28 protein-coding genes are annotated in these 21576 nt (G+C 46.2%); all 28 read left to right on the top strand.

Translation table 11 applies throughout. From position 1 onward, the window contains the following. Positions 1 to 14 precede the first annotated feature (14 nt). Positions 15 to 152, top strand: coding sequence for a hypothetical protein (locus tag MAHAU_RS15780; protein ID WP_013782038.1), 138 nt, complete (start codon positions 15 to 17; stop codon positions 150 to 152). 77 nt (positions 153 to 229) lie between these two features. After that, a complete protein-coding gene (gene dnaN / locus MAHAU_RS12220) occupies positions 230 to 1354 on the top strand; it encodes a DNA polymerase III subunit beta (protein ID WP_013782037.1) in 1125 nt (374 codons plus the stop codon). Positions 1355 to 1441: 87 nt separating this feature from the next. Then, positions 1442 to 1876 (top strand): JAB domain-containing protein, encoded by a 435-nt coding sequence (locus MAHAU_RS12215; RefSeq protein ID WP_013782036.1) that lies wholly within the window; start codon positions 1442 to 1444, stop codon positions 1874 to 1876. Between the two features lie 14 nt (positions 1877 to 1890). Continuing rightward, complete coding sequence (locus MAHAU_RS12210) at positions 1891 to 2433, top strand: HAD family hydrolase (protein WP_013782035.1); 543 nt, start codon at positions 1891 to 1893, stop codon at positions 2431 to 2433. Further along, complete coding sequence (locus tag MAHAU_RS12205) at positions 2430 to 3527, top strand: DUF3854 domain-containing protein (RefSeq protein ID WP_013782034.1); 1098 nt, start codon at positions 2430 to 2432, stop codon at positions 3525 to 3527. The genes MAHAU_RS12210 and MAHAU_RS12205 overlap by 4 nt, the downstream gene beginning before the upstream one ends. Positions 3528 to 3546: 19 nt before the next feature. Beyond that, positions 3547 to 3723 (top strand): hypothetical protein, encoded by a 177-nt coding sequence (locus MAHAU_RS15775; protein WP_171804982.1) that lies wholly within the window; start codon positions 3547 to 3549, stop codon positions 3721 to 3723. 21 nt (positions 3724 to 3744) lie between these two features. Then, positions 3745 to 4101, top strand: a complete 357-nt coding sequence (locus MAHAU_RS12200; protein ID WP_013782033.1) for a hypothetical protein — start codon at positions 3745 to 3747, stop codon at positions 4099 to 4101. Between the two features lie 66 nt (positions 4102 to 4167). After that, positions 4168 to 4536 (top strand): hypothetical protein, encoded by a 369-nt coding sequence (locus tag MAHAU_RS12195; protein ID WP_013782032.1) that lies wholly within the window; start codon positions 4168 to 4170, stop codon positions 4534 to 4536. A 677-nt stretch (positions 4537 to 5213) separates the two neighbouring features. Next, positions 5214 to 6005, top strand: a complete 792-nt coding sequence (locus MAHAU_RS12190; protein ID WP_013782031.1) for a hypothetical protein — start codon at positions 5214 to 5216, stop codon at positions 6003 to 6005. Between the two features lie 436 nt (positions 6006 to 6441). Beyond that, the gene (locus MAHAU_RS12185) at positions 6442 to 6765 is read left to right on the top strand and encodes a hypothetical protein (RefSeq protein WP_013782030.1); all 324 of its coding nucleotides are present in this window, start codon (positions 6442 to 6444) and stop codon (positions 6763 to 6765) included. A 301-nt stretch (positions 6766 to 7066) separates the two neighbouring features. After that, the gene (locus MAHAU_RS12180; protein WP_013782028.1) at positions 7067 to 7396 is read left to right on the top strand and encodes a hypothetical protein; all 330 of its coding nucleotides are present in this window, start codon (positions 7067 to 7069) and stop codon (positions 7394 to 7396) included. An 18-nt stretch (positions 7397 to 7414) separates the two neighbouring features. Continuing rightward, entirely contained in the window at positions 7415 to 7657 is a 243-nt protein-coding gene (locus MAHAU_RS12175) for a hypothetical protein (protein ID WP_049783364.1), read from the top strand. 4 nt (positions 7658 to 7661) lie between these two features. Further along, the gene (locus MAHAU_RS12170; RefSeq protein WP_013782027.1) at positions 7662 to 7952 is read left to right on the top strand and encodes a PrgI family protein; all 291 of its coding nucleotides are present in this window, start codon (positions 7662 to 7664) and stop codon (positions 7950 to 7952) included. Continuing rightward, a complete protein-coding gene (locus MAHAU_RS12165; protein WP_013782026.1) occupies positions 7952 to 8683 on the top strand; it encodes a TraC family protein in 732 nt (243 codons plus the stop codon). Before MAHAU_RS12170 ends, MAHAU_RS12165 begins: the two co-directional genes overlap by 1 nt. Further along, positions 8680 to 10524 carry a VirB4 family type IV secretion system protein gene (locus MAHAU_RS12160; protein ID WP_013782025.1) on the top strand — a complete coding sequence of 615 codons (1845 nt, stop codon included), beginning with the start codon at positions 8680 to 8682 and terminating at the stop codon, positions 10522 to 10524. The genes MAHAU_RS12165 and MAHAU_RS12160 overlap by 4 nt, the downstream gene beginning before the upstream one ends. A gap of 18 nt (positions 10525 to 10542) precedes the next feature. Then, the gene (locus MAHAU_RS12155) at positions 10543 to 10791 is read left to right on the top strand and encodes a hypothetical protein (protein ID WP_013782024.1); all 249 of its coding nucleotides are present in this window, start codon (positions 10543 to 10545) and stop codon (positions 10789 to 10791) included. 35 nt (positions 10792 to 10826) lie between these two features. Next, positions 10827 to 11348 carry a hypothetical protein gene (locus MAHAU_RS12150; protein WP_013782023.1) on the top strand — a complete coding sequence of 174 codons (522 nt, stop codon included), beginning with the start codon at positions 10827 to 10829 and terminating at the stop codon, positions 11346 to 11348. Then, positions 11327 to 13474 carry a hypothetical protein gene (locus MAHAU_RS12145; RefSeq protein WP_013782022.1) on the top strand — a complete coding sequence of 716 codons (2148 nt, stop codon included), beginning with the start codon at positions 11327 to 11329 and terminating at the stop codon, positions 13472 to 13474. The genes MAHAU_RS12150 and MAHAU_RS12145 overlap by 22 nt, the downstream gene beginning before the upstream one ends. 82 nt (positions 13475 to 13556) lie before the next feature. Next, complete coding sequence (locus MAHAU_RS12140; protein WP_013782021.1) at positions 13557 to 14342, top strand: hypothetical protein; 786 nt, start codon at positions 13557 to 13559, stop codon at positions 14340 to 14342. A 40-nt stretch (positions 14343 to 14382) separates the two neighbouring features. After that, positions 14383 to 16269: a cell wall-binding repeat-containing protein gene (locus MAHAU_RS15135; protein ID WP_013782020.1), complete on the top strand. Its 1887-nt coding sequence runs from the start codon at positions 14383 to 14385 to the stop codon at positions 16267 to 16269. 653 nt (positions 16270 to 16922) lie between these two features. Then, a complete protein-coding gene (locus MAHAU_RS12125; protein ID WP_041644133.1) occupies positions 16923 to 17426 on the top strand; it encodes a hypothetical protein in 504 nt (167 codons plus the stop codon). Between the two features lie 217 nt (positions 17427 to 17643). Continuing rightward, a complete protein-coding gene (locus MAHAU_RS12120) occupies positions 17644 to 17865 on the top strand; it encodes a hypothetical protein (protein ID WP_013782018.1) in 222 nt (73 codons plus the stop codon). Continuing rightward, positions 17858 to 18253 carry a type II toxin-antitoxin system VapC family toxin gene (locus tag MAHAU_RS12115; protein WP_013782017.1) on the top strand — a complete coding sequence of 132 codons (396 nt, stop codon included), beginning with the start codon at positions 17858 to 17860 and terminating at the stop codon, positions 18251 to 18253. The genes MAHAU_RS12120 and MAHAU_RS12115 overlap by 8 nt, the downstream gene beginning before the upstream one ends. Before the next feature lie 20 nt (positions 18254 to 18273). Then, the gene (locus MAHAU_RS12110; protein ID WP_013782016.1) at positions 18274 to 18471 is read left to right on the top strand and encodes a hypothetical protein; all 198 of its coding nucleotides are present in this window, start codon (positions 18274 to 18276) and stop codon (positions 18469 to 18471) included. Between the two features lie 114 nt (positions 18472 to 18585). Next, the gene (locus MAHAU_RS12105; RefSeq protein ID WP_013782015.1) at positions 18586 to 18963 is read left to right on the top strand and encodes a nucleotidyltransferase domain-containing protein; all 378 of its coding nucleotides are present in this window, start codon (positions 18586 to 18588) and stop codon (positions 18961 to 18963) included. Positions 18964 to 19103: 140 nt separating this feature from the next. Continuing rightward, positions 19104 to 19832: a hypothetical protein gene (locus tag MAHAU_RS12100; protein ID WP_013782013.1), complete on the top strand. Its 729-nt coding sequence runs from the start codon at positions 19104 to 19106 to the stop codon at positions 19830 to 19832. Between the two features lie 66 nt (positions 19833 to 19898). Beyond that, positions 19899 to 21140 carry a hypothetical protein gene (locus MAHAU_RS12095; RefSeq protein WP_013782012.1) on the top strand — a complete coding sequence of 414 codons (1242 nt, stop codon included), beginning with the start codon at positions 19899 to 19901 and terminating at the stop codon, positions 21138 to 21140. Continuing rightward, on the top strand, positions 21119 to 21565 hold the full coding sequence (locus MAHAU_RS12090) for a hypothetical protein (RefSeq protein WP_013782011.1): 447 nt from the start codon (positions 21119 to 21121) through the stop codon (positions 21563 to 21565). Before MAHAU_RS12095 ends, MAHAU_RS12090 begins: the two co-directional genes overlap by 22 nt. The last annotated feature ends 11 nt before the right edge of the window (positions 21566 to 21576 follow it).

Here is a 21576-nt window from a genome sequence, read left to right as displayed (position 1 = left end):
CAGGAGGTAGGCTTATGCAACAAAACAAATGCTTAAGCTGCGTACATGCTGAAAAATGCGTGTATGCAGCATATGCCGACAAGGTTTTGGCCTGTGTCTTACATACCCTGCGGGAAGACACTAACCAACCGAAAATACCGGCAAAAAAGTAAGGAGAAAGAGGTCTAAATACAAATCAGTATTTAGACCTCTTTTTTTATTTTTTCAAAAAAAGAAAGGGGAATAAAAAATGTATGTAGAAATTGAAAAGGACAATCTGGAAACAGTAGTGGCCACAGCAGGCAAAGCGCTGGCAACCAGATCCGTATTGCCAGTATTGGAAGGTGTTAAGTTATCGGCAACCGGTAATATGCTGACGGCCGATGCGACAAATACTGTCACGCACATCGCAGTCTCAAAAGCGGCCAAGGTAACTGAGACGGGCGCCATAGTAACGAACGGCAAGCTGCTGATTGATATAGTTAGCAGTTTGCCGGAAGGGCCGGTAACCATAAAAACTGATAATCAAGGCAACGTGGTTATAACAGCCGGGCTATCAGAAATAACGCTGGCAACGCTACCGGCAAAAGATTTCCCGTCTCCGCCTGCTGTTGAAACCGGTGCGGAATTTAGCATTCCGGCAGATGTGCTCAAAAGCATGATAAAAGGCACATCGCTGTTTGCAGCACCGGACCAGAGCGCCCAAGAGATACTGACAGGTGTGGCAATGGAATTAGAAGGCACCAACCTTGTTATGACCGCTATTGACGGCTACCGGATAGCACAACGATGCAGTGTTGTAACAAACACGGCGGGTTACAACGGTACGGCCATAATACCGGCTAAATCACTTGCTACGCTCGCAAAGATATTGCCGGTAGGCAATGGCGACGTAAAGATTAGTCTTGGCAATAAAGTTATCCGGTTTAACACAGCCGACGGGGGAATTATATTTACCGCCGTGTTGTTAAACGGCAAATACATTGATTATAAAGGACTAATCGATGAAGCGCTGGAAGACCGCAAATCCCGGATGACCCTGTTTACCGAAGATATGAGATCCGCCGTGGGTAGAGATGTTACAGTAGCACAGGCAGGCAATTCAACGCTTCTCAAATTGGAAGTGACGAATAATTACCTGTTACTCAACACATCTGTTGATATTGCCAAGGTCAGTGACAGGATAGCGGTAGATTGTGAAGGTGAAGATGCAAAGGTTGGGCTAAATGGAAAGTACCTGAGCGATGTCTTGTCTGTAATCGGTGATGACCAGATAGTGCTTAGCTTCGGTTCGAGTGCAGACCCCATCCTGGTGCAACCAGTAGAAGAGCAGGAATATTTATATTACATCTTGCCCATACGATTAAACAAATAAGTTGAAATTTAGACAAAAAGGCAGTATAGCCGTATTATGCGCTGTGCTGCCTTTTTATTTTTCTAAAAAAGAAAGGAGAAAGAAAAAATGGAAGGATATCTGCCCGTATACAAGGTTGCACTGGTCAGAGAAAGGGAAGAAAACTATGGCCGCGTCTTGTACGATACCGATGCGGCCGAAATAGCACAGGAATACTTCGTCGGCGCCGATAGGGAAATGTTTGCCGTGTTATTCTTAGATGTTAAGAATACCGTTATCGGCATTAGCACAATCTCAATCGGATGCTTGGATTTAACCGTGAGCCATCCGAGGGAAGTGTTCAAAGCAGCTATTTTGGTTAATGCGGCAAAAATAATCTTGGCACATAACCACCCAAGTGGAGATCCCACCCCCAGCAGCGACGATATTGCCACGGCAAAACAGGTTGCCAAGGCGGGGGATGTTCTTGGCATACAAGTCTTAGACAGCATAATCATAGGCTATAAAAAACACTACAGTATGCATGCAGCCGGGTTGCTGTAGAAAGCAGGTGCCATATGCGCGAGGTTGACATAATAGTGAGAGAAGAAGAATTAAACAGCGCTGTACACTTGCTGCGCAGTACCGCGGGCAAAATAGTCTGCATTGATATCGACAATACTCTTGCAAACACCAATGCGGAACTGAAAAGAATGGGATATTGTACAGATAAATACCCCAACAAAAAGCTAAATGAGGACTTTTGGTTCGGCTACGACGGGCAAAGCGCCATGGTCAAAGCTAAACCGATAACTGAAACCTTAAGCTTGGCAGAGTATATTTCAGCTATGCAAGCCGAAGTGGTACTTGCCACAACCCGGCATCCGGCGCTATCGAAAATAACAGAAGACTGGCTGGCAAGATACGAATTGGTATACCCGGTCTTTTACGTACACAACAAGCTTCTTGTAGAAGCTGACGTGTACATAGAAGATAATCCGGCCGAGATAAGGGCACTGCTGAAAGCCGGTAGGCCGGTGTTTGTCCCTGAGTGGCCGTATAATGCCGATATCCGGCACAAAAACGTCATACATTACATGATTGGAGGTAGAAGTCTATGAGCGACATAAAGGAAATACACATACTGGACGTAGCAGACAGGCTGGGATTGACACCCCAGCCTAAGACCCGAACCGAGTACGTTGCACGTTGCCCTATTTGCGGTGACAGTAACGATAAGCGGCATAAACACTTGTACCTCAATATAGTTGAGGATAAGTATTACTGCACACGCTGCGGCATAGGGGGATATGCGATCGGCCTGTATGCAAAAGCGACCGGTATAGACACAAAAGAAGCATACCGTGAGCTTATAAACGATGCTCCTGTATCGCACACAGCAGTCAAACCTTCGGTCGTTAATGTACCGGATACGGCGGATATAAAAACCAGGGATGAGACGTATACCGCGCTACTGAAAAAACTCGAGCTGTATATTAACCATACTGCCGATCTGCGGCGGCGCGGGCTTACCGTAAAAGAGATCATATCCCGCGGATACCGTTCCGTACCGCAGGAAGCGGCGGCACGCCAAAGCATTTGCCGTGCTTTAATACAGACAGGACATATGCTTAAAGGCGTCCCCGGGTTTTACACGGATGATAACGGCAATTGGGATTTTTACGGTAGTGCAGGTTATCTCATACCCGTTCGGGACGTGGAAGGTCGTATACAGGGTATGCAGGTCAGGCTTGACAGCCCGGGTATCGGTGGCAAATACCGTTGGTTTTCCATGCCGGATAAAGACAACAGCGTGTCGGCTAAAAGCTGGGTCCATACATCGTACGGTATTGATGATGAAGTATGGATCACAGAAGGACCGCTTAAAGCCGATGTGGCATCATTTTTAACCGGCCATACGTTTATAGGTGTAGCCGGGGTAAACGCCACGAAAGGTTTAGCCGAGCAGCTGAAGCAGATGGGTATAAAAGAAGCTGTAGTGGCTTTTGATATGGATTTCGTGAGGAACGAACATGTCGAAGAAGCCATAAAACATTTGCACGCATCTCTGAAGAAAGCCGGCATTAAAACCGCAACGGCCTGCTGGCATCCCGGTATGGGCAAAGGAATAGATGATGCCATTCTGTCGGGTGCAAACATAGAGATAACCGGCAGGAAGGTATCGTTATTGAAACGTATATTCGGTGCGAAATAAAGAAAGGAGAAAAAAACAAATGTCTAAAGAACAACTGGAAGAATTGTGGCAAGAGGTTAAGAAGGGCACAATAGACGGGCAAAAGCTGGTACGATTGCTGGTTTATAACGGTATTTGCCCGGAATGCGGTGACAGATTAGCACACGAAGGCGGATGTGTAACATGCTACAGCTGCGGCTGGAGCGCCTGCAACTGAAAAAAGAAAGGAGAAATTTTCATGAAAGGAATATATAACATATCATTGTTCGGATTTGATTTCGCGGTGTACTTCTCCAAGCACGCGATAAAGCGCTGCACTGAGAGAGAAGTATTGCCGGGAGCGGTCATAGCAGCTCTGGAGGGGGCAGAAGACGGCTTAGGCGATACCGTCAAGGATAACCAATATGTTGTTGTCCATGACGGCAATCAGGGCATATCATTTGTGGCACAGTTCCATTGCCGCTATGAGCCAAGTATAGACATTATGACGGTGCTGGACAGTGCGGATATGGTACCAACCAAACAGGATGATGCTGAGGTGTGGGTGCCTGTTCAAGAAAGCCTGTTCAATTTTGCGGGCACTACCGCAAAGTGATAGAATATAGGAGGTAGGAGCGAAATCTTACCTCCTATATTTTTTTAAAAGAAAGGAGCAGGCTTTATGCACGTAAGGCTTATATTTACCGAAACGGCGGCCAGAGACCTGGTTGAACACAAATTAATGGTAGACGAAGTTAAGCGAGTCGTAGCAGAAACAATAGAGAAACGGAGTGCAGAAAAAAGGATTAAAGATGATTTTCTGCAGTGCGAATCCGGCGATATCCGCGGCAAGAGATATCAGATAACCGGCGGTATATTGGAATCGCGTGGCAACGAAGCTGAATTTGAATGCATGAGTATCATTGAACTGCATTTGTGCACAGTCCAAAACCCGGACGGTACGGAAACTGTCGAATGGGTGCCACAAAACGATGGTATAACTCTTCGCAAATATATCGAGCAACACCGGGAACCAAAACAAGTACGGTAGCCCCTAGCTTCACCTATGGGTAGGACAAAAATTTTTCTTGCATGCAAATAAACGTTCTGGTATAATATAGCTGTAAAAAATGTTGGGGGATAACGGACTAAAAGTTCGGAAGCCCGAGCTGTCCAACGCCGCAACCTAATGCGAGTCCACTACTGTGGGTGGCAGCAAGTAGCGCCATACGGGGAGTAGGGGCGACTACGTCATCGCCGGACGTTTCTGCCGGCAAAAAAACAAGGTGGATTTGTATCTAAAAGGCAGTATAAGCCAAATGTGTTTGTGCTGCCCTTTTTTGTTTTAAAAAAAGAAATGTAAGGAGAAATATCTGTCTGGAAGTATGCCCATTTTCTGGGGTATGCTTAATTTCTAAAACAAAAAGACGATTCTGCTGTTTGTTGCGGCAGAATTGGGAATAGACATGTCGAAAAGGCAATGCAAGCCAAGTGTGTTTGTGCTGCCTTTTTTTGTTTTTCAGCAATTTACAAAAAATAAAAAATGAGAAAAGCGTTTCTATAACGCTGTCCAAAAGCCGGTATTAATACCGAGCAGGAGGGTTGAAAGATACTATGTATCTTTATGCCTTTTTGCCGGTATGTACCGGCTTTTTTTGTTTTTCAGCATTGATGCGGTGTACAGGGCTCTGGAAAGAATATATGGCAAATTTGATAGGGGGTATCAATATGAATAAGAGCGGTCGAAATATGATCGACGATGAGGTTAAGGAAGCGGTGCGGAAACGCTTCTACAGCGGAGATACAAACATATCCGTACTATCCGAAGAGTTTAACTTATCCCGTAATACCGTAAGGGGCATCGTTAAAAACGATCCAGTGCGGTACGAACGGACCATAGCATGTGTCAGGCAGAAAAATGCGGATAGAGAAAAGAAAAGAAAAAATGAAGCAGCAAAAAGGTGCCGACAGCAAAGACGAGGTAAAGATCAGGATGAGCGCAGCCGGACAATATGCGAATATTTCTGGCGTATGAAATGTGTTGATGATGATTATGGCCGGTATAGCGAATACAAAACCGCGGAGCGCTTCGGCATAAGCCTGCAAGACGTCGTTGAAACGCTGCGTACGGATCCGAGGTATAGCGAACTGGAAAAATACCGTGAAGAAGTGATTGAGAAAAAAATGCTGGAACTCCAAGAGCAGAACGCCGTATCTATGTCAAAACGCACTTGTTTGAGCCCGGAGCAAGCCGTCATGCTGAACCGAAACGCATATGACCTGTCACAAGATGGGAAAAGATTTACGTATAGTCTTAAAAAATGGGCTGTACGACCGGCAGACCTGCCTCAGAGTATTTCGGCTAGTTGGATAAATCTTGCCAAAGAGGCTAAGGACAAAACTAAAGCCGAAGAATGGAACTCCGAAACGGAACAACAGGCAATAGGAAACGATGATAAGCCGGTACCGCCTGGTGGCGGCAAAAAGAAAAAGAAAAAACATCGGCACAAGAAAAAATAGCAAGCGGAAGTATTGACAAGCTAAAATCGTATGTGCTATACTAAAATTAATCTATTGGGCAGTAGCTTTCCGAACTGTGCTGTACTAAAAATAGCTAGTCGGGCGGCAACTTTCCGATAGCAATATAGAAAACTAAGAAATATGAGAGAAAAGGTCTCTTATATATGGTCGTTTTATACCCACAGGTAGTGTAGCGAAAATTGCTCAACCAAAAATCCAAAAGAAGATAAATTAGAGCGGAGTCATATGACTCCGCTTTTTTGTTGTATCCCGTTTTTTCCGCTCTGATTCATTTTTTGGGCATGCTGCAAATACAGCATGCCCGATCCCCTTCTGTAGTTTGCTTTGTTCCTAATTGTTGCTGTACTCCGCCGTTTCGGCTTTTGCCGGGGCGGCTATTTTTTTGTAGAGATATTTTTTGGAAGGAGAATATGTTATGCAGAAAACCATACAAAGACCACGGATTAACAGTGTGTTCATAACTCCGCATGCATACGAACGGTATTATGACCGCGTCGATGCCGAAGCACCAAAAAGCGAAATAACTGAGACAATCAAAGAGATTATTAAGCATGGCGAGGTCATATATACCAAGCATAGCGGACCGCATAAGGAATATGTGCTCAAGTATAACGGGCTTGAGATTCTAGCCGAAGTTCAAAACGCCAAAGCAACCGTTATCACTTGCTACGGGTACTCCGACTATGCTAAATGGTACCGCAGGCAGGAATATTTCGATCGGCGTTCGTATTGCAGTTAAAGAAAGAAGGGATCTTTAATATGTCCAGAAAAGCCTCAAATCGCAGCAACAAACCAAGCAGGCGCCTGGAGGCTGTATACATAGGCGGCAAAGCTTGTTGCCCATTATGTCGAACCAGGCATTTCTCGCCAATACGTGAATATTCACTGGCAGATGCGAACCACCGGGATATAGGAATGTTCAGGTTTGTCGTTGACTGTCAAGATTGCGGCAACAAGATTATATACTACAAAAACATCTGACTGGAACCCTTAGCAATAAGCTGAGGGCTATTTTTTTGTGAGAGGTGAGGTGATGTAAAATGTTTCAAAAATTGCCAGTTGTGTTGGCAACAATAGCCCCGGACATCCCGACCAATCCTGAGCCGGTATCCGCAGGCGAATTTGCCCAAAAGGTATCTCAGGCGGTCGTAATGCTCATTAACTCAATAGCGGGTGTAATAGTACCGATAGCGGTTTTGTCGCTTTTGGTATCTGTTATATTGGTGATTGCCGGCGGAATCACGCACTCGTCCAACATCAAAAAAGCCGGTGCGGGCGGTATAGGTGCGGCGGTGGGAGGCCTTTTAATATACTACGGCCTGCCGCTCATTATGTCTTTGCTGGCGGGAATACAACAAATTTTCAAATAAGAAAGAGGTGTTTTTCAGTTGGACAGTCTGGAAACAGTCAAACAAAAGGTTGTAGACGTAATCATGGAAGTCAGCGGGCCTATCGGGTTTGTGTTCATACTGGGCGGTGTGGTGCTGATAGCCCTTAAGCTAATGGCACAGCACAATAACCCGAACAAGCGCAGCGAGGTTATATCCGGGCTGCCGTGGATAGCCGGCGGATCAATACTGCTCGGTACGGCGCTGACAGTGGCAAATATCATATTCCAGCTGGGACAATAGGTGTATGCGCACATTCAATATACCGTTTGAAGTACAGGAAGAAGATAAGATATTCGGCGGGTATTTATCTATCCGCCAGGTATTGTATCTCTTTATTGCCGCTCTTGGGATCAGGTTGTTTTGGGTGCCGGTGCCGTTTGTGTTAAGGATAGCGGGGTTTGTAGCAGTTGCGGGTATTATGCTTGCTTTTGCTTTTTTGAAGGTAAACGGCGTGCAATTTGACTTGTATACGCTGACATGGGCCAAATTCCACCTGAGGAATAAACGGTATTTTTTTGGAGAGGAGAAAAGCTGATGGGCTGGATGATAGCCGCATTAGTAACAAGCATTGTTATACTCGGCGGAGTATGGTATTACACGCAGACAGACGATATACGCCGCAAATCCGGACCGGTGTCGGCTCGAGAAAAGGGGGAAACAGCGCAATCCGGCAAATCAAAGACCAGTTTGAAAGATATATGGGATATCGAAGATATACGGGACAGCGTCATATTTCTGAAAGGCAGACGGTATTCCGCCGTCATAAGCGTAGGAGCTATTGATTTCCGAATGATGTCCGAAGAAGAACAAAACGGAGTGGAAAACGCACTGATACAGGCAGCTTTAAGCTTATCATTCGATGTACAGTTATACGCCGCCTCGGATTATATCGATGTACAAAATGCCATAAACGATATAGCTCAAAATGCGCCGGCAAGCAACAATACGAAGCTGATGACATATGCCGAGCAAGCTGTTAACTTCTTGAACAATATGATGAAATCAAGAACGGTATATGTCCGCAGAAATTATATAATAGTGTCATATGACGGCCCGGTGGAAAAAGCATATGAAGAACTCAACCGCAGGTGCAGTGTCGTGATAGCAGGCTTGCAACGCGCTAAAGTACCGGCACGCAGGCTTAGCTCAAGCGAGATATTGAACATGTTGTACTCAAGGCTTAACAGAGGATCATCCGCAAAGCCTGCGGATAGTGTGAACGCAGGTGCTTTCGAGTTGTATGTTGACGGGAGGGAGATAATTTGATAAAACTTTTCGGTAAAAAACATTCAAATACAGACAAATCGGATGACTTTGATCTGCACAACGGTTCAATCGATTTACAATCATTGTTTATATCGGATGCGCTGGAAGAAACAGCCGATATGTTATACCTCGGGCCAGGGCGTTATGCCCGCGTATATGCGGTATCGGTATATCCGAGAGACGTGTATGTCGGTTGGCTGGATGATTTATTTTCAGCAGGGGAGATAGACTTGTCCGTGTCAGTGGAGAGCATACCGGATAACCTGGTCATAAAAAAGCTGAATGAACAGGTTGTTAAAACGGCTGCTATGTACGATATACAGCAAAAACAGGGTAATATACTCCACCTGCCGCAACTTCAGGAGATGTTAAGCGACTTGGAATCCGAGAGAGCAGCAATACAGACCAACCGTGACCGTATGTATTATGTAACAGTATTAATAGCTGTGTACGGCAAAACGGTCGAGGAACTTGAACGCAGGTGTATTGCGGTTAACGACGTCCTGGCACGGAAAGCAACCCAGGTGCGTTGTCTCTCGTTCAGGCAAGTGGAGGGATTAAAAGCGGCGTTACCAATAAATACGATCCCCCCGCGCGGCTTCAGGCGCAACGTGACAACCGGCGGCCTGATATCCTTTTTCCCGATAGCCAATCCCGACATGACCCACCCGTCCGGCATATACCTGGGCAGTAACCTGTTTACGGGAGCTCCCGTGTTTCTCGATTCGTTCATAGGACCGCCGCTGCTTAACAATCAACATATAACGGTATTCGGGATCCCCGGTTCCGGCAAGTCGGTGTGTATCAAGACCATACTCAATAAGAGTGCCCTTACCGGCACGCATATAGCTGTGCTGGACAGGGAAGGCGAGTATAAAAAAAGCATAGAAGACCTGCTGGGCGGTAAATACATTACTATCCGCCAGGGCAGAAGCGCAGGCATAAACCCGCTTGACATAGAACCCGATACGGATGAGACAGGTAATAAACAGTACGTGCCGATCATGGACAAGGTAGCCGATATCCGGGCATTATTAGGAACCATATCACAGAATTTCATGGGCAGGGCACTTACCGCACAGGAAATAGTGGCAATCGAACAGGCAGTACAGGAGATATACTCGCAGCGCGGCATAGATACACACGTTGAAAGTCTGTATACCGAAGGCGGGATAAAGGTAGATGACGGGACATACGCGATAGGCGGTGTGAAAAAAGCTATGCCCACACTGTCGGATTTACAGCAGTCACTGGCGGCTAAACCTAACGCAAGCGAGATATCCGAGATTTTAAAACCGTTTCTTAAAACAGGATCCATGGGCTTTTTTGATTGTAACAGCACCATGGATACCGATGCGCCCATAGTCGGGTTTGATTTGTCTGCCATCACAGACGAATTCACAAAATTATACGCTCATTTCGTGCTGCTGACCTGGATTTGGCAGAATTTCGTTCAGAAACACCGGAACGCAAAGAAGATAGTAGCGGTTGACGAAGGCTGGACGTTCGTCAGATACAAAGAATCGGCGGAGTTTCTCGAAACGCTGGCACGCCGTGGCAGAAAACACAACGCGTGCCTGTTGATCGGCAGCCAGTTCATAGACGAATTCCTAAGCTGTGAACAGGGCCGGGCAGTTATCAACTCAGCCAACACGTCGTTTCTGATGCGGCAAAACCCGGATATGGTAGATAAAGTAGTGGAATATTTTCATCTGGCCGAAGGCGCAAAACAACTGTTGTCGTCGTTTCTGCCGGGTGAAACTGTATTTTCACTGAACGGCAACGTAACGGCAATCAAGGTGGAACCGGTACCGTACGAATGGCCGTATATCACCACGTAGAGAGCCTGTGCAGTCAAAATGCCGGTATCAGATTGGTTGGTTAAGATCGCACAGGCTTATCCGTCCGGGTTCACCGTGTTTTGTGTCGCGGTCTCTGCTGTTTTGTTGATTTTGTCATTCCCGGCCGTGTTGTTCAAACTTGCGTCGCTGTTCGGCATAATGGCAACCGGGATCTATTTCCTAATGCAGCAGGTTAATGAGATATATGCCGCTATGCAGGGTCTGTTGAGGGAAACGTTCGAGAATATAGAGAAAATATTCAAGTAGGCTGTGTTTGGCAAAAAAAGAAAGGAGAATAAAAAATGGAACTTTTATTTTTAATGCTTCTTGCTCACATTTTGGGTGATCACCCGGTATATATATTGTATTATGTGCTGGGAATTGTGGGGCTTGGCCTTATGATGGGCTTTGCGCCGCGCTTATTTAAAAGCTTGTTGATAAATTTGCCTGTGTCGTATGTGGTAGGCATTGCTATCGACACAATATATCATACCGATATCACCTTGCATTTTAATTCGTGGCTGTGGTTATACATCGCAATGACAGTATTTTTGTGGTTGCTAATGATTTTGCTGGACTTAAAAGAAATCAAGGCCGATATAGCGTATTCCAGAGAACTTAAGCGCCTTCGCAAAATGGAAGCGCATCCCCCGGCTGTGGGCTTTGTTGCCGGGAAGGAGAGCAAACCGCAAAAAAAACAACCGCGTCAACTGCCGGTCGGGTTTGCGCCTCCGGGCAAAGGAGAAGGCTACTCGGCTACTTTATCGGAAAACGCAGGAAAACATAAAAGGAATGATATCAATTGCAATACAAGAAAATATTAACCGTTGTAATTATTGCGATAGTTATATTATTGCCGTTTACCGCATCAGCCGCTGATCCGGACCTGACAAAAGCGATTAATCTGATTAGAAACGATGACGATATAACAATTGATTTTTATATGCTGGCCAGTTTAAGCGCGGGACCTGCTGATGCTATGCTTACTTCAGATGATGTTACACAGATAATTAATGCGGTAAAAGCCCGATCCGATAAAGGCAAAATAACAGTTAAAACCAAAGATATTGATTTGTCCAAACCGAAAAAAGGTATATTGCGCATGAGCGTGACGACCACAAAAAACGGCAAGACGCAATTCGTGTCTCTCGGATTTGAAGGCGATTATAAACAAGCTTATGCATCGGCTAATAATATATATAAAGCAATTGTTGAAAAACCGGCTGCGGAAGGTGATACCAAGCAGCAAGCTACTTCTACAGTATCAGCTGCCCGGGCTGCCGTTGATGCCGAGGAAGGCAATATCTTCGAGAAGATACTTGCCCAGGTAATAGTATCAGTGGCAACGGCTATCCAGCAATTCGGCCGCGGATTGCTGGATTTCAAAGACTTGGATACGCTAATCTTCAATAAAGGTGAAACTGTTGATGCCCTGATAACCAATCCTGTCATCATGAGCTCGGATTGGGATGCGGCTATGAACACATGGTTTACCCGTATACAAACACTGGCGTTTCCGATACTTCTTATATCGGTTATCATAACAGGGTTCCGTTTTATAAATGCCGGCACCAAAGGACCCAGAGCCAGAGAGGAAGCGATCGATGCCATACAGCGGTTGGCCTTGTCCGGTATACTGTTGTTGTTCGCACCGGCATTTGTAAAGACCCTGCTTAAGGTAAACAATGCATTAGTGATGGGTATCTCCGGCATGATCGGCAACGGCTCGTCGTTAAGCGACACGATAGGGTTATCCGATAACCTGATAAGCAATATAAAAACCGGCAGCCCGTTGTTAACCGCGTTTGTCATATTGTTATTCGCATTTCTCGAGTTCCGGCTGAACATCATGTTTTTCATGCGCATGTTCACCATAACCGTGCTGTACATCTTCACACCGTTTGTAGCCGCGCTGTGGACCATAGAGAAGAGCGTGAGTGCGGCCGGTATATGGATGGGTGAGATAATAAGCAATATATTTATGCAGACGGCATATGCATTTGTGTTCATGATATTCTTGCAGTTTACACCATACATGGGCACCGGCGGTACGCTGGTATGCGCCATGGTGCTTATACCGATCTCGGAAATGATCAGAAACTCAGTGCAGAACCTGTGGATCAGGCTGTCCGGGTTTGACGAAGCCGGGGCTTCCTCGAAAGTGGCGGGTATGCTCGGTACGGTAGCCGCATTACCCACACTGGGCAAAACGGTAGCCGCTCAATTCGGTGGTATGAGCTCAGCCGGCAAGGTATTGGGAGCTTTAGGCAAAGGTGCCGCCGGTGCCGCCGCAGCAGGAGCCGCAGCCGGCGCAAGCGCGGCAGGCGGGTCCGGAGCAAGTGGTACAGGAGGATCCGGAGCAAGCGCAGCTGCTGCGGCAGGCATGATGTCTATGGCGGGTGCATCGGGTTCTGTCGGCAGCGGGGGTGCAGCTGATGGTATGGCAGGTGCATCGGGAGAGGCATCTGCACCAAACCCGGCACCGAAACAGCCCGGAGTGCACAGCCCGGTAATGGGCGGTTCAGTCAGCAATGCCCGCGCTAATATGATAACCGGTCTTGGGCTTGTGCAGGGAGCTGCCAATATAGCACAAACATTGACTCACGGCGTGGCATCGGTAGCGGCTTTACCGGCAGGCCAGGCAGGCCAGCAACTGGCATCCGGTCTTGGCAGTTTGGCAGGCACGGCAGTCCGCGCGGTAGGAACACCGCTTGCTATGGCAGGCTCGTCTATCGCGACATCATTGCAGAACAAAGAAGGTATAAAAGGCGTAGGTAAAGCGTGGAACGAGGCGGTCGGTGTACAAGGCGGCGGATTAAGAAACAATATCAAGGCAGCAGGCAGGAGCGTACAAGTAGCGAGCAAAACGGCATTCAGCGGATTAAATGCCGCTGCCGATACGATAAACTACCACTCGAGGGTTGACAGCCTGGATAAAATGAGACCTTAACACCCGCTTTTAAGTTGCCATTCCGGCAATGTATATGCTAATATTTATATAGCTGGGAAAAAAGAAAGGAGAAAAAGCAAAAATGAGAATTGAAAATATAGCAAAGATATTGTTAACCATATTAACAATACTGGTGGCAGCTGCTATTGTCGGTATCATCATAGATATGCAACTGGATATAGGATTGGCTTTGCCTCTAATCGGTGTAACCATAATACTTGTCATCATTATATTTTGGCTTATATATTATGATACCGCGATCGGTCAATATCTAAGAATCGCAAGCATAGTTGCCGGCGTCGCTCTTACTATCGTTTCTGTATCCATTATATGGTACGAGACAGTGGCTCCGGCGGTTGCTTGCGATATTCAAACGGCAGAAATAGAGATGTCCGGTATCAAATCGTTCGGCCCAAACAATACAACGGCAGATAGCCCCGCTGAGCCTTTCAAGCTGGGATACAGTATCGCTGGTGGGGAAGCCTATTATTATGTATACAGAGAAATCGGAGATCAATATCTGTTGGAAAAACTCGATGCGGAAGATACTGTACTTGTGTATGGCGAACAACCCAGGCTTGTGTATCAATACAATTATTTTATTGTTAAAAATAAGCCAAAGGCGGTCAACGTTAACGGCGTCAAGCATAAACGTGATGCGATGGGCAATTTTACAATAAAGGGGGTTGTGTATGAGGATTCAGAAGACGCTATACGAAGGGATAGGTACGAGCCATTGCTAGATAAGGTTTCGCCTAAAACCGGAGAAACGTTATATATCGGGTTGCCTGAGCTGTGGATAAAGCTGCAGGTACCCGGGAACAGCGTCACAGACAACAACAGTCAATCATCAGCCATTATTCCTTAACAACGTAATCGTAGAGAAAAAAAGAAAGGAGAACTTTATCATGCAAAAGAAAATAATTGCAATAATAGTTGTTATAGCCGTCATGGTTGCCTGTACGGTAACCGTGTCGGCTGCCGGAGAAAGTACATACACGCGGCTTGCGGGAGCCGACAGGTATGCCACCTGTGCGGAAATAAGCAAAGCAGGTTGGGACAGTGCAGGTACGGTGGTCATTGCGTGCGGGGATGATTTCCCCGATGGATTGGCAGGCGGTCCGCTGGCATATAAGTTTAATGCGCCTCTTTTGCTTGTACAAAAAGACAAAATCCCCGCATCGATAACAAGCGAAATCAAGCGCCTCAAACCTCAAAAAGCATATGTATTGGGCGGCCCGGACGTGGTATCGAATACAGTGGTAAGCGAGTTGCACAAGTACGGTATAAGCATCGAGCGCGTATACGGCGATGACCGTGCCGCTACGGCAGCCGAGATAGCAAAGATAACGGGAGCAACCGGTGGCAAGGCGATAATAGCGACAGGGCTTGACTATCCGGATGCCTTGGCAGTATCGCCAATTGCGGCAAAGAACGGTTGGCCGATATTGTTTGCCTATAACAATATTTTGCCGGAAGCAACGGCCGATGCTCTGCTGAAACTTGGTATTAAAGAAGTCGATATAATCGGCGGGCCTGATGTGGTGGGCAACAGTGCGGCGGCGCAGATACAAAACATGGGCATACATGCCAAAAGAATATACGGCGATAACAGATATATAACAGCGCTTAACATAGCCAAACGGTATTCAACTGCCAACAACGGCATATTTATGGTAACAGGCGCTGATTTTGCCGATGCGTTATCCACCGCGCCTTTAGCGGCGCAAAAAAGTCCGGTGTTGTTGCTGGCGGCAAAGGACAGCGTAGAACCCGAAGTCAGGGCTTTTGCAAAAGAAAAAGGAATATCGCGCGATATGATCACGGTTATCGGGGGAACCGACGTTGTGTCCGAAACAGCTGTAGAGCGTCTGTTCACGGGCGATACGGTGGAGCTTTATAACGTAACGGTAGACATCGAGGGGGCAGAGGATCCGCTTTATGTGGTACATTTTAGCTTTCAAAGACCTGTTCCGTATACATTCCTCAGCGTCAGATTAAAAGAAGATCCTAATGGTCAGCCCGTAAGTTATTTGGGGGGTGCTTCTACCTATCAGCCAACAACTCAGACCGTTTCGGCAAACACTTTTATATCTGAGGAATATAAAGGCACATACTGGTTCGAAATTGTACTTGAAGATGATGAGGGAAACGAAATAATGCATTCAACTCCCGTCAAAATTGAATTGTCGGGCATAGAAGAAGGATTAATATATACATCCGAACAGTTGCTGAAGTCGGTGGCCGACGGCATCGAACCTAAGATCAGCCCTGATGCACAGGAAGTGCTGGCACTATACAACAAGGCTAAAGATATAGTATCCTCAATAGTTAAGCCGGGGATGTCGGATTTGCAAAAAGAGAAGGCGATACATGATTATGTGGTTAATAATACAAAGTACGATAAGGAAAACTATGACAACAATACCATCCCGCAGGAATCGTACGACGCGTACGGCGCGCTGGTCAAGAATACGGCGGTATGCCAAGGATATGCCGAAGCGACAAGCCTGTTGCTCAATATGGCGGGCATAGAAAATATAATAGTATCAGGCGACGCGAACAACGGCATAACCATGGGAGGTCATGCTTGGAATATAGTCAAGATTGACGGCAAGTACTATCACTTGGATACCACTTGGGACGACCCGGTAACTTCAGATGGGCACAATGTCTTAACATACAATTATTTTAATCTTAGCGATTCGGAAATAGGCAAGAACCATTTCTGGGAGAAGAGTCAGTATCCGGCATGCCCGGACACGGGACCTCGCCCGTCAACTACCCACCTCTAAAGAGGTAGGCTTGTAAAAGAGCCTGGTTGACCAGCCTAAGTCTTAACTGACTACGTTATATAAGTCATGGTACCTATGGATGCTTCTCCAGTCCGTAGCTCTATCGCTTAGCATTAAACAGTTCCGAGGGTATGGTCAGTGTGTTAAGCGCAAAAAGCTTATATAACATTGGCGCGGAGAGATTGCCGAAAGGCAGTGTTACTAGCCCCGTAAGGGGCTCCGAAAGGAGAAATTATGGTATTTGTAATTAACAAAGAAAGGAGGAACCCGCTCCTCCCGCAACTGAAGTAGCGAGTCTCCGCGGGTAAATATTTTCATGATCTTGCGTTGGCAAACAGCGACCCGGAGAAGCTGTTGCAAAATCAGAAATACGTGGTATACTATAGATGTAAAAAATGTTTGGGATAACGGACTAAAAGTTCGGAGGCCCGAGCTGTCCAACGCCGCAACCTAATGCGGGTCCACTACTGTGGGTGGCAGCAAATAACGCCATGCTAAGCAGGGGCGTTATGTTGATGCCGGACATTTTCTGCCGGCAAAGTACAAGGAGAAACAGGACTAAAAGGCAGTACAAGCCAGTTGTGTTTGTGCTGCCTTTTTATGTTTAAAACGGGAAGGAGAAGTGATATAATATGATTGAGGAGGCGAAAGCCATGGACGAAGGGAAAAAAGACGAACTAAAAGAAAAGACTGCCGGATATAACTACGAGGAACCAATAGACTTTCGGCCTAACAGGATCGATGACAGGTTGAATCGACTGGATCAGAAAATAGACGGTTTGCGCACCGACCTAACGGCGGAGATCAAGGAACTGCGTACCGACATGACCGCAGAGATCAAGGAACTGCGTGCCGACATGACGGCGGAGAACAAGGAACTGCGTGCCGATATGACGGCGGAGATCAAGGGGCTGCGTGCCGATATGACGGTGGAGATCAAGGAAGTCCGTACCAGCACCGAGAGAACACGCACTGACCTAACGGCGGAGATCAAGGGGCTGCGCGCCGATATGACAGCAGAGAACAAGGAGCTGCGTGCCGATATGACGGCGGAGATCAAGGATATCCAAAAGGGCTTGTCCAAAAATCTCATGTGGACGGTTGGCACTGTTATAGCTGGTATGGCGGCGATGATTGGCTTTATCAAATTGCTATAAAGAAGCAATTTATCCGATGAGATCGATGGCGTAGAGCAGAAGTTAACCGACAAAATTGTTAGCGTAGAGCAGAAACTTACCGACAAGTTTTATACGCAGGACAAAAGGATAGATTCGCTGTATAACCTTCTTGTCACCGCCGTTATTTTGGGAGTAGCGAGCATAGCCATCACGGTCATCCTCAAATTTATATAAAGAGGAAAGGAGTGAATATGTTATGTCAGTTCAAGATAGCAAAGAAGAGATCCTTCAACTTATAGAGATATTACCGGAGGAAAAAATTTCTCAAGCTAGAACTTATCTTAAAAGTCTGATAGATACCGATCGGGATAAAAACATTGAGCGTATTCAACAGATAATGCATAAATACGTCCGCTCAAATCGGATTTTATCAGAAGAATTAATAGTCGAAAGAAGAAAAGAGGCAAAAAATGAGTAAGTCCTGCAACTGGGTATTGGATGCTTCTGCGGTATTGGCGTTAATTAACGATGAACCAGGAGCTGATATAGTCAGGCAGGCAATTAAGGAGGAGGCCATTATCGGTTCTGTTAATTTTGCTGAATTGGTGTCGAAGTTAGATGATATTGGTATAACTGCCGAAGATATTCGGGTGATTGTTGAACTGCTTAATATCGAAGTTGTAAGCTTTGATTGGCAACTGGCCTATGAGGCAGGATTATTGCGTTCGATAACAAAACAATTCGGCTTATCTTTGGGAGATCGGGCATGCATTGCTCTGGGCAGACATATGAATCTGCCTGTTATTACAGCAGATAGGGTATGGAGCCAACCACAGATTGATGTGGATATTCGATTCATTAGATAAATAGAGAAGAGGCGGAGACTATGTCAGCCAATATCGACAGATTGTTTCAAGAAGAATTTGAGAAAAGGGAAAAAATCGGCATAGAGAAAGGCATAGAAAAAGGCCAATGGACGCTTGTCAAGAATATGCTTAGCCACGGTCTGACGGTGGAAGAAATATCTTTATACACCGGCCTGTCCATAGATGAGGTCAGGCGTATAGCCGGGAAAGCCGAATAAGAAGGAATACAATCGAAAAGCAGTACGGCGGGTTGCTGTGTCGTGCTGCTTTTTTGTATTTTCCAAGCGGAGATGGTATAATATGAGAAGAAAAGAAAGGAGCAGATGTAAGGCATGTTGCACGGAACAGAACAAGTAATCAAAAAGACTTCACTGTCTCCCGAACTTATAAATGATATTATATATAATATCAAAGCCGTTTTGGGAGAAAAATTGGAAAGCATAGTTTTGTATGGTTCTTACGCTCGTGCTTCTCAAGAAAGTGATTCGGACATAGATATAATAGCATTAGTTGACGGGGACGACAGTTATATTAAAAGTGTAGATGATTTAATAACTGATATAACAGTTGATTTATCTTTAAAATATAATATTGTTGTATCTATATTCCTGCAAAATCTTGATCAATACCGGCAATTCCTAGATGTACTGCCGTTTTCCATGAATATTGAGAAAGAGGGCATAGAGCTTTATGAAAGAGAGAATCATTGATGTAATTTTCCATGCAGCTAAACAAGAGGCAGAGAGTCAAATGCGACAAGCCGAGAAGTTTGTAGAAGGTGTACGCCAATTCATCAGGCAACAGCATCAAGTCGAATAGCGGAAATTGTCATAAGAAAGGAGCAAAAGCCATGTTCAAAAACAAAATCTTTATAGTAGTAGTTGTTGTAGCCGTAGCACTGGTCGGCATAGGCTGCTGGTACGCATACGACAGACATCAGGCGGCGCTTGCAGCCGAGAAGGCACAGCAGGAGGAGCTGGCCAAAGCCGAAGCGGAGAAGAAAGCCGCCGAGGAAGAAGCGGCCAGGAAAGCCGCGGAAGAAGCGGATAAAGAAGCGGCTAACGATTCCACCTTGGAGGAATACTTTGCTTCGGCCAAAGAGATTGACGAAACCGAACTAACCGAAGAAGATAAGGCGGCAATTGCGGCATTAGACAAGAAATACGGACCGGAAATGGACGCGATCAGAGAAATGCTGACAGCATACAACAGAGCGCAGAACGAATACGACTACCGTACGTTCACCGGTCATGAGGGTGAAAAGTATATGTGTCCTGAAACAGCCGAAAATTATGCCAAGGTTAACGCGCCGGCAAGAAAAGAAAGAGTAGTGAGGGTAAAAGAAATAAGCAAATTTGACGGCATAACGGTCAAATATTGTGTGTTTACCACACCGGACTTTGGAGAAGTAGCTGAAAACCCTGAGAACCCCGCCTATGCATATGCCGAAGTGGAAGTAAGAGCGCATAATATCGCTCCTGTTAAAGAAGATGTTAGCAGCAGCTACTGGGCCGTGTGGCTTAAGAAGATAGACGGTCAGTGGAAAATATACGTTGAAGAACCTATTGAAGACGAATAACAAGTTTTGCCCAACCCCGGAGAGGGGTTGTTTTTTTTACTATTTTTACGGAGGTGTTTTTTTATAATGCTGAAAAAGAGTTTATCGGTATTACTCGCTTTAGTGATAATACTGACGCTTACCGCGGTACCGGCCTTTGCATCAAGAGATAACGATGATGACAACACTAAGCACGCCAAACCTGATGAAGAAGTAGAGCTTGAGCACAAAAAAGACCAAAAGCCGAACCCGGCAAAAACTGATAAAGACGAACAAAGCACGCCCGGCAAGACGGAAAAGGGTAGCAGTGGCGGCGGTGGCTCAGGTAGCGGAGGCTCAAGCAGCGGAGGCTCAGGTAGCGGCGGCGGGAATAAGGGAGACCCGGCCGCCGGCAGCGGAAATTATATTGTAGACGATTGGATATTTACGGGAGAAACAGAAACAACGACGGAAACCAAGACATATACTGACAGAAAAGTCTTATATTATGAATGGACTAAAACGGCGGGCTTAGGAGCCATGACCATGGTTACCCCAAACACTAACAACCGGACGGCAGGGCCACGAACAACGGTAAAATTCAGTGCTGTGGGCAACTACACCGTCAAGTCGGTACAGTGGGTGCAAGACGTGGAGGTGACCGAGAAACACACATACACACGAAATATGTACAAACACATCACGGCTAACGGTACTGATCTGGTGTGGCTTCCGCAGACGGAGGATCCCCCGGTAGTAACGAGGGGCAAGCCGACTGTGCACCCTCTAACAACGCAAACGTATACCATATATGTGACCGACCCTAGCGAAGATATCGATTTTCCTCCGAAGAAGCCTCCCCTAGTAACAACAGCTAATGTTGAGTTTACCCGTGACTATCTGTATACCGAGAAAAATTTGGACGCCAAAACATGGAAACCGTTTGAAGTTGAATTGACTTTTACGCTGACCACTAATTCAAAGATAACGAAGCTTGAAAAGCCGTACCATTTGATAACAAGGTACCAGAACAACGGCACGATGACAGTCAGCCCCGTGGAGTTTAGGATACTGTCCGGCGGTGTAGGCAGCAGCGGCGTCACATTCTGGGCCAAATTCAAATACACCAAAGCGGGTATACCGGGTAAATCGCTGATATACTTCTCCGTAACGGTAAAAACAAACGAGGGCCCGCTTACGCTGGATCTGTTCAAAGACGCGCCGGTTAACACGTTAAACGGCCGGTTTGTAGAACTGCCGGATAATCAGCACGGCGAAGTATACCCCATTAAAACCGTACCGTACCGTAATGCTTGGGGGACTATAACATGGCAGCGAACCGTCAACTGAGAAAGACCGGTAGGCCGCTGTGCAGGTTAAAAAGCGATAAACGCGGTGATGCCGTCATGATTTTCATCAGTGTGCTAATCCTGATATTCGGTATATTGATGATCAACTTTACGGGCGTAACGCAGCTGAGCATAAGCCGGCAGAAGATATACAATGCCGTACAGGACGGATTGACCATAGCCCGGGGCAAATCAATAGCGGTTGACAACAAAAATGTTACGTTTAATGCTAATGATGCGAGGAACAGGGTTCTGACATCGCTTGCAAATAACAATATTTCTGTTGAAAACCTGCAGGTATGGTACAGCAATAAACGGATATACGCAAGCGGGATAGCAACGCTTGGCCACCTTGGCGTAGACACATCCAAAACCGAGCGTATATCATTCAAATACAGCCTGGATGTCTATAAAAACTTCAAATAAGCGATTGCCCT

It is taken from the genome of Mahella australiensis 50-1 BON, assembly GCF_000213255.1.
GTDB classification, from domain to species: Bacteria; Bacillota; Clostridia; order Mahellales; family Mahellaceae; genus Mahella; species Mahella australiensis.
Note: the sequence above shows the minus strand (reverse complement) of the source record. Positions and strands in the feature narration are given on the sequence as shown.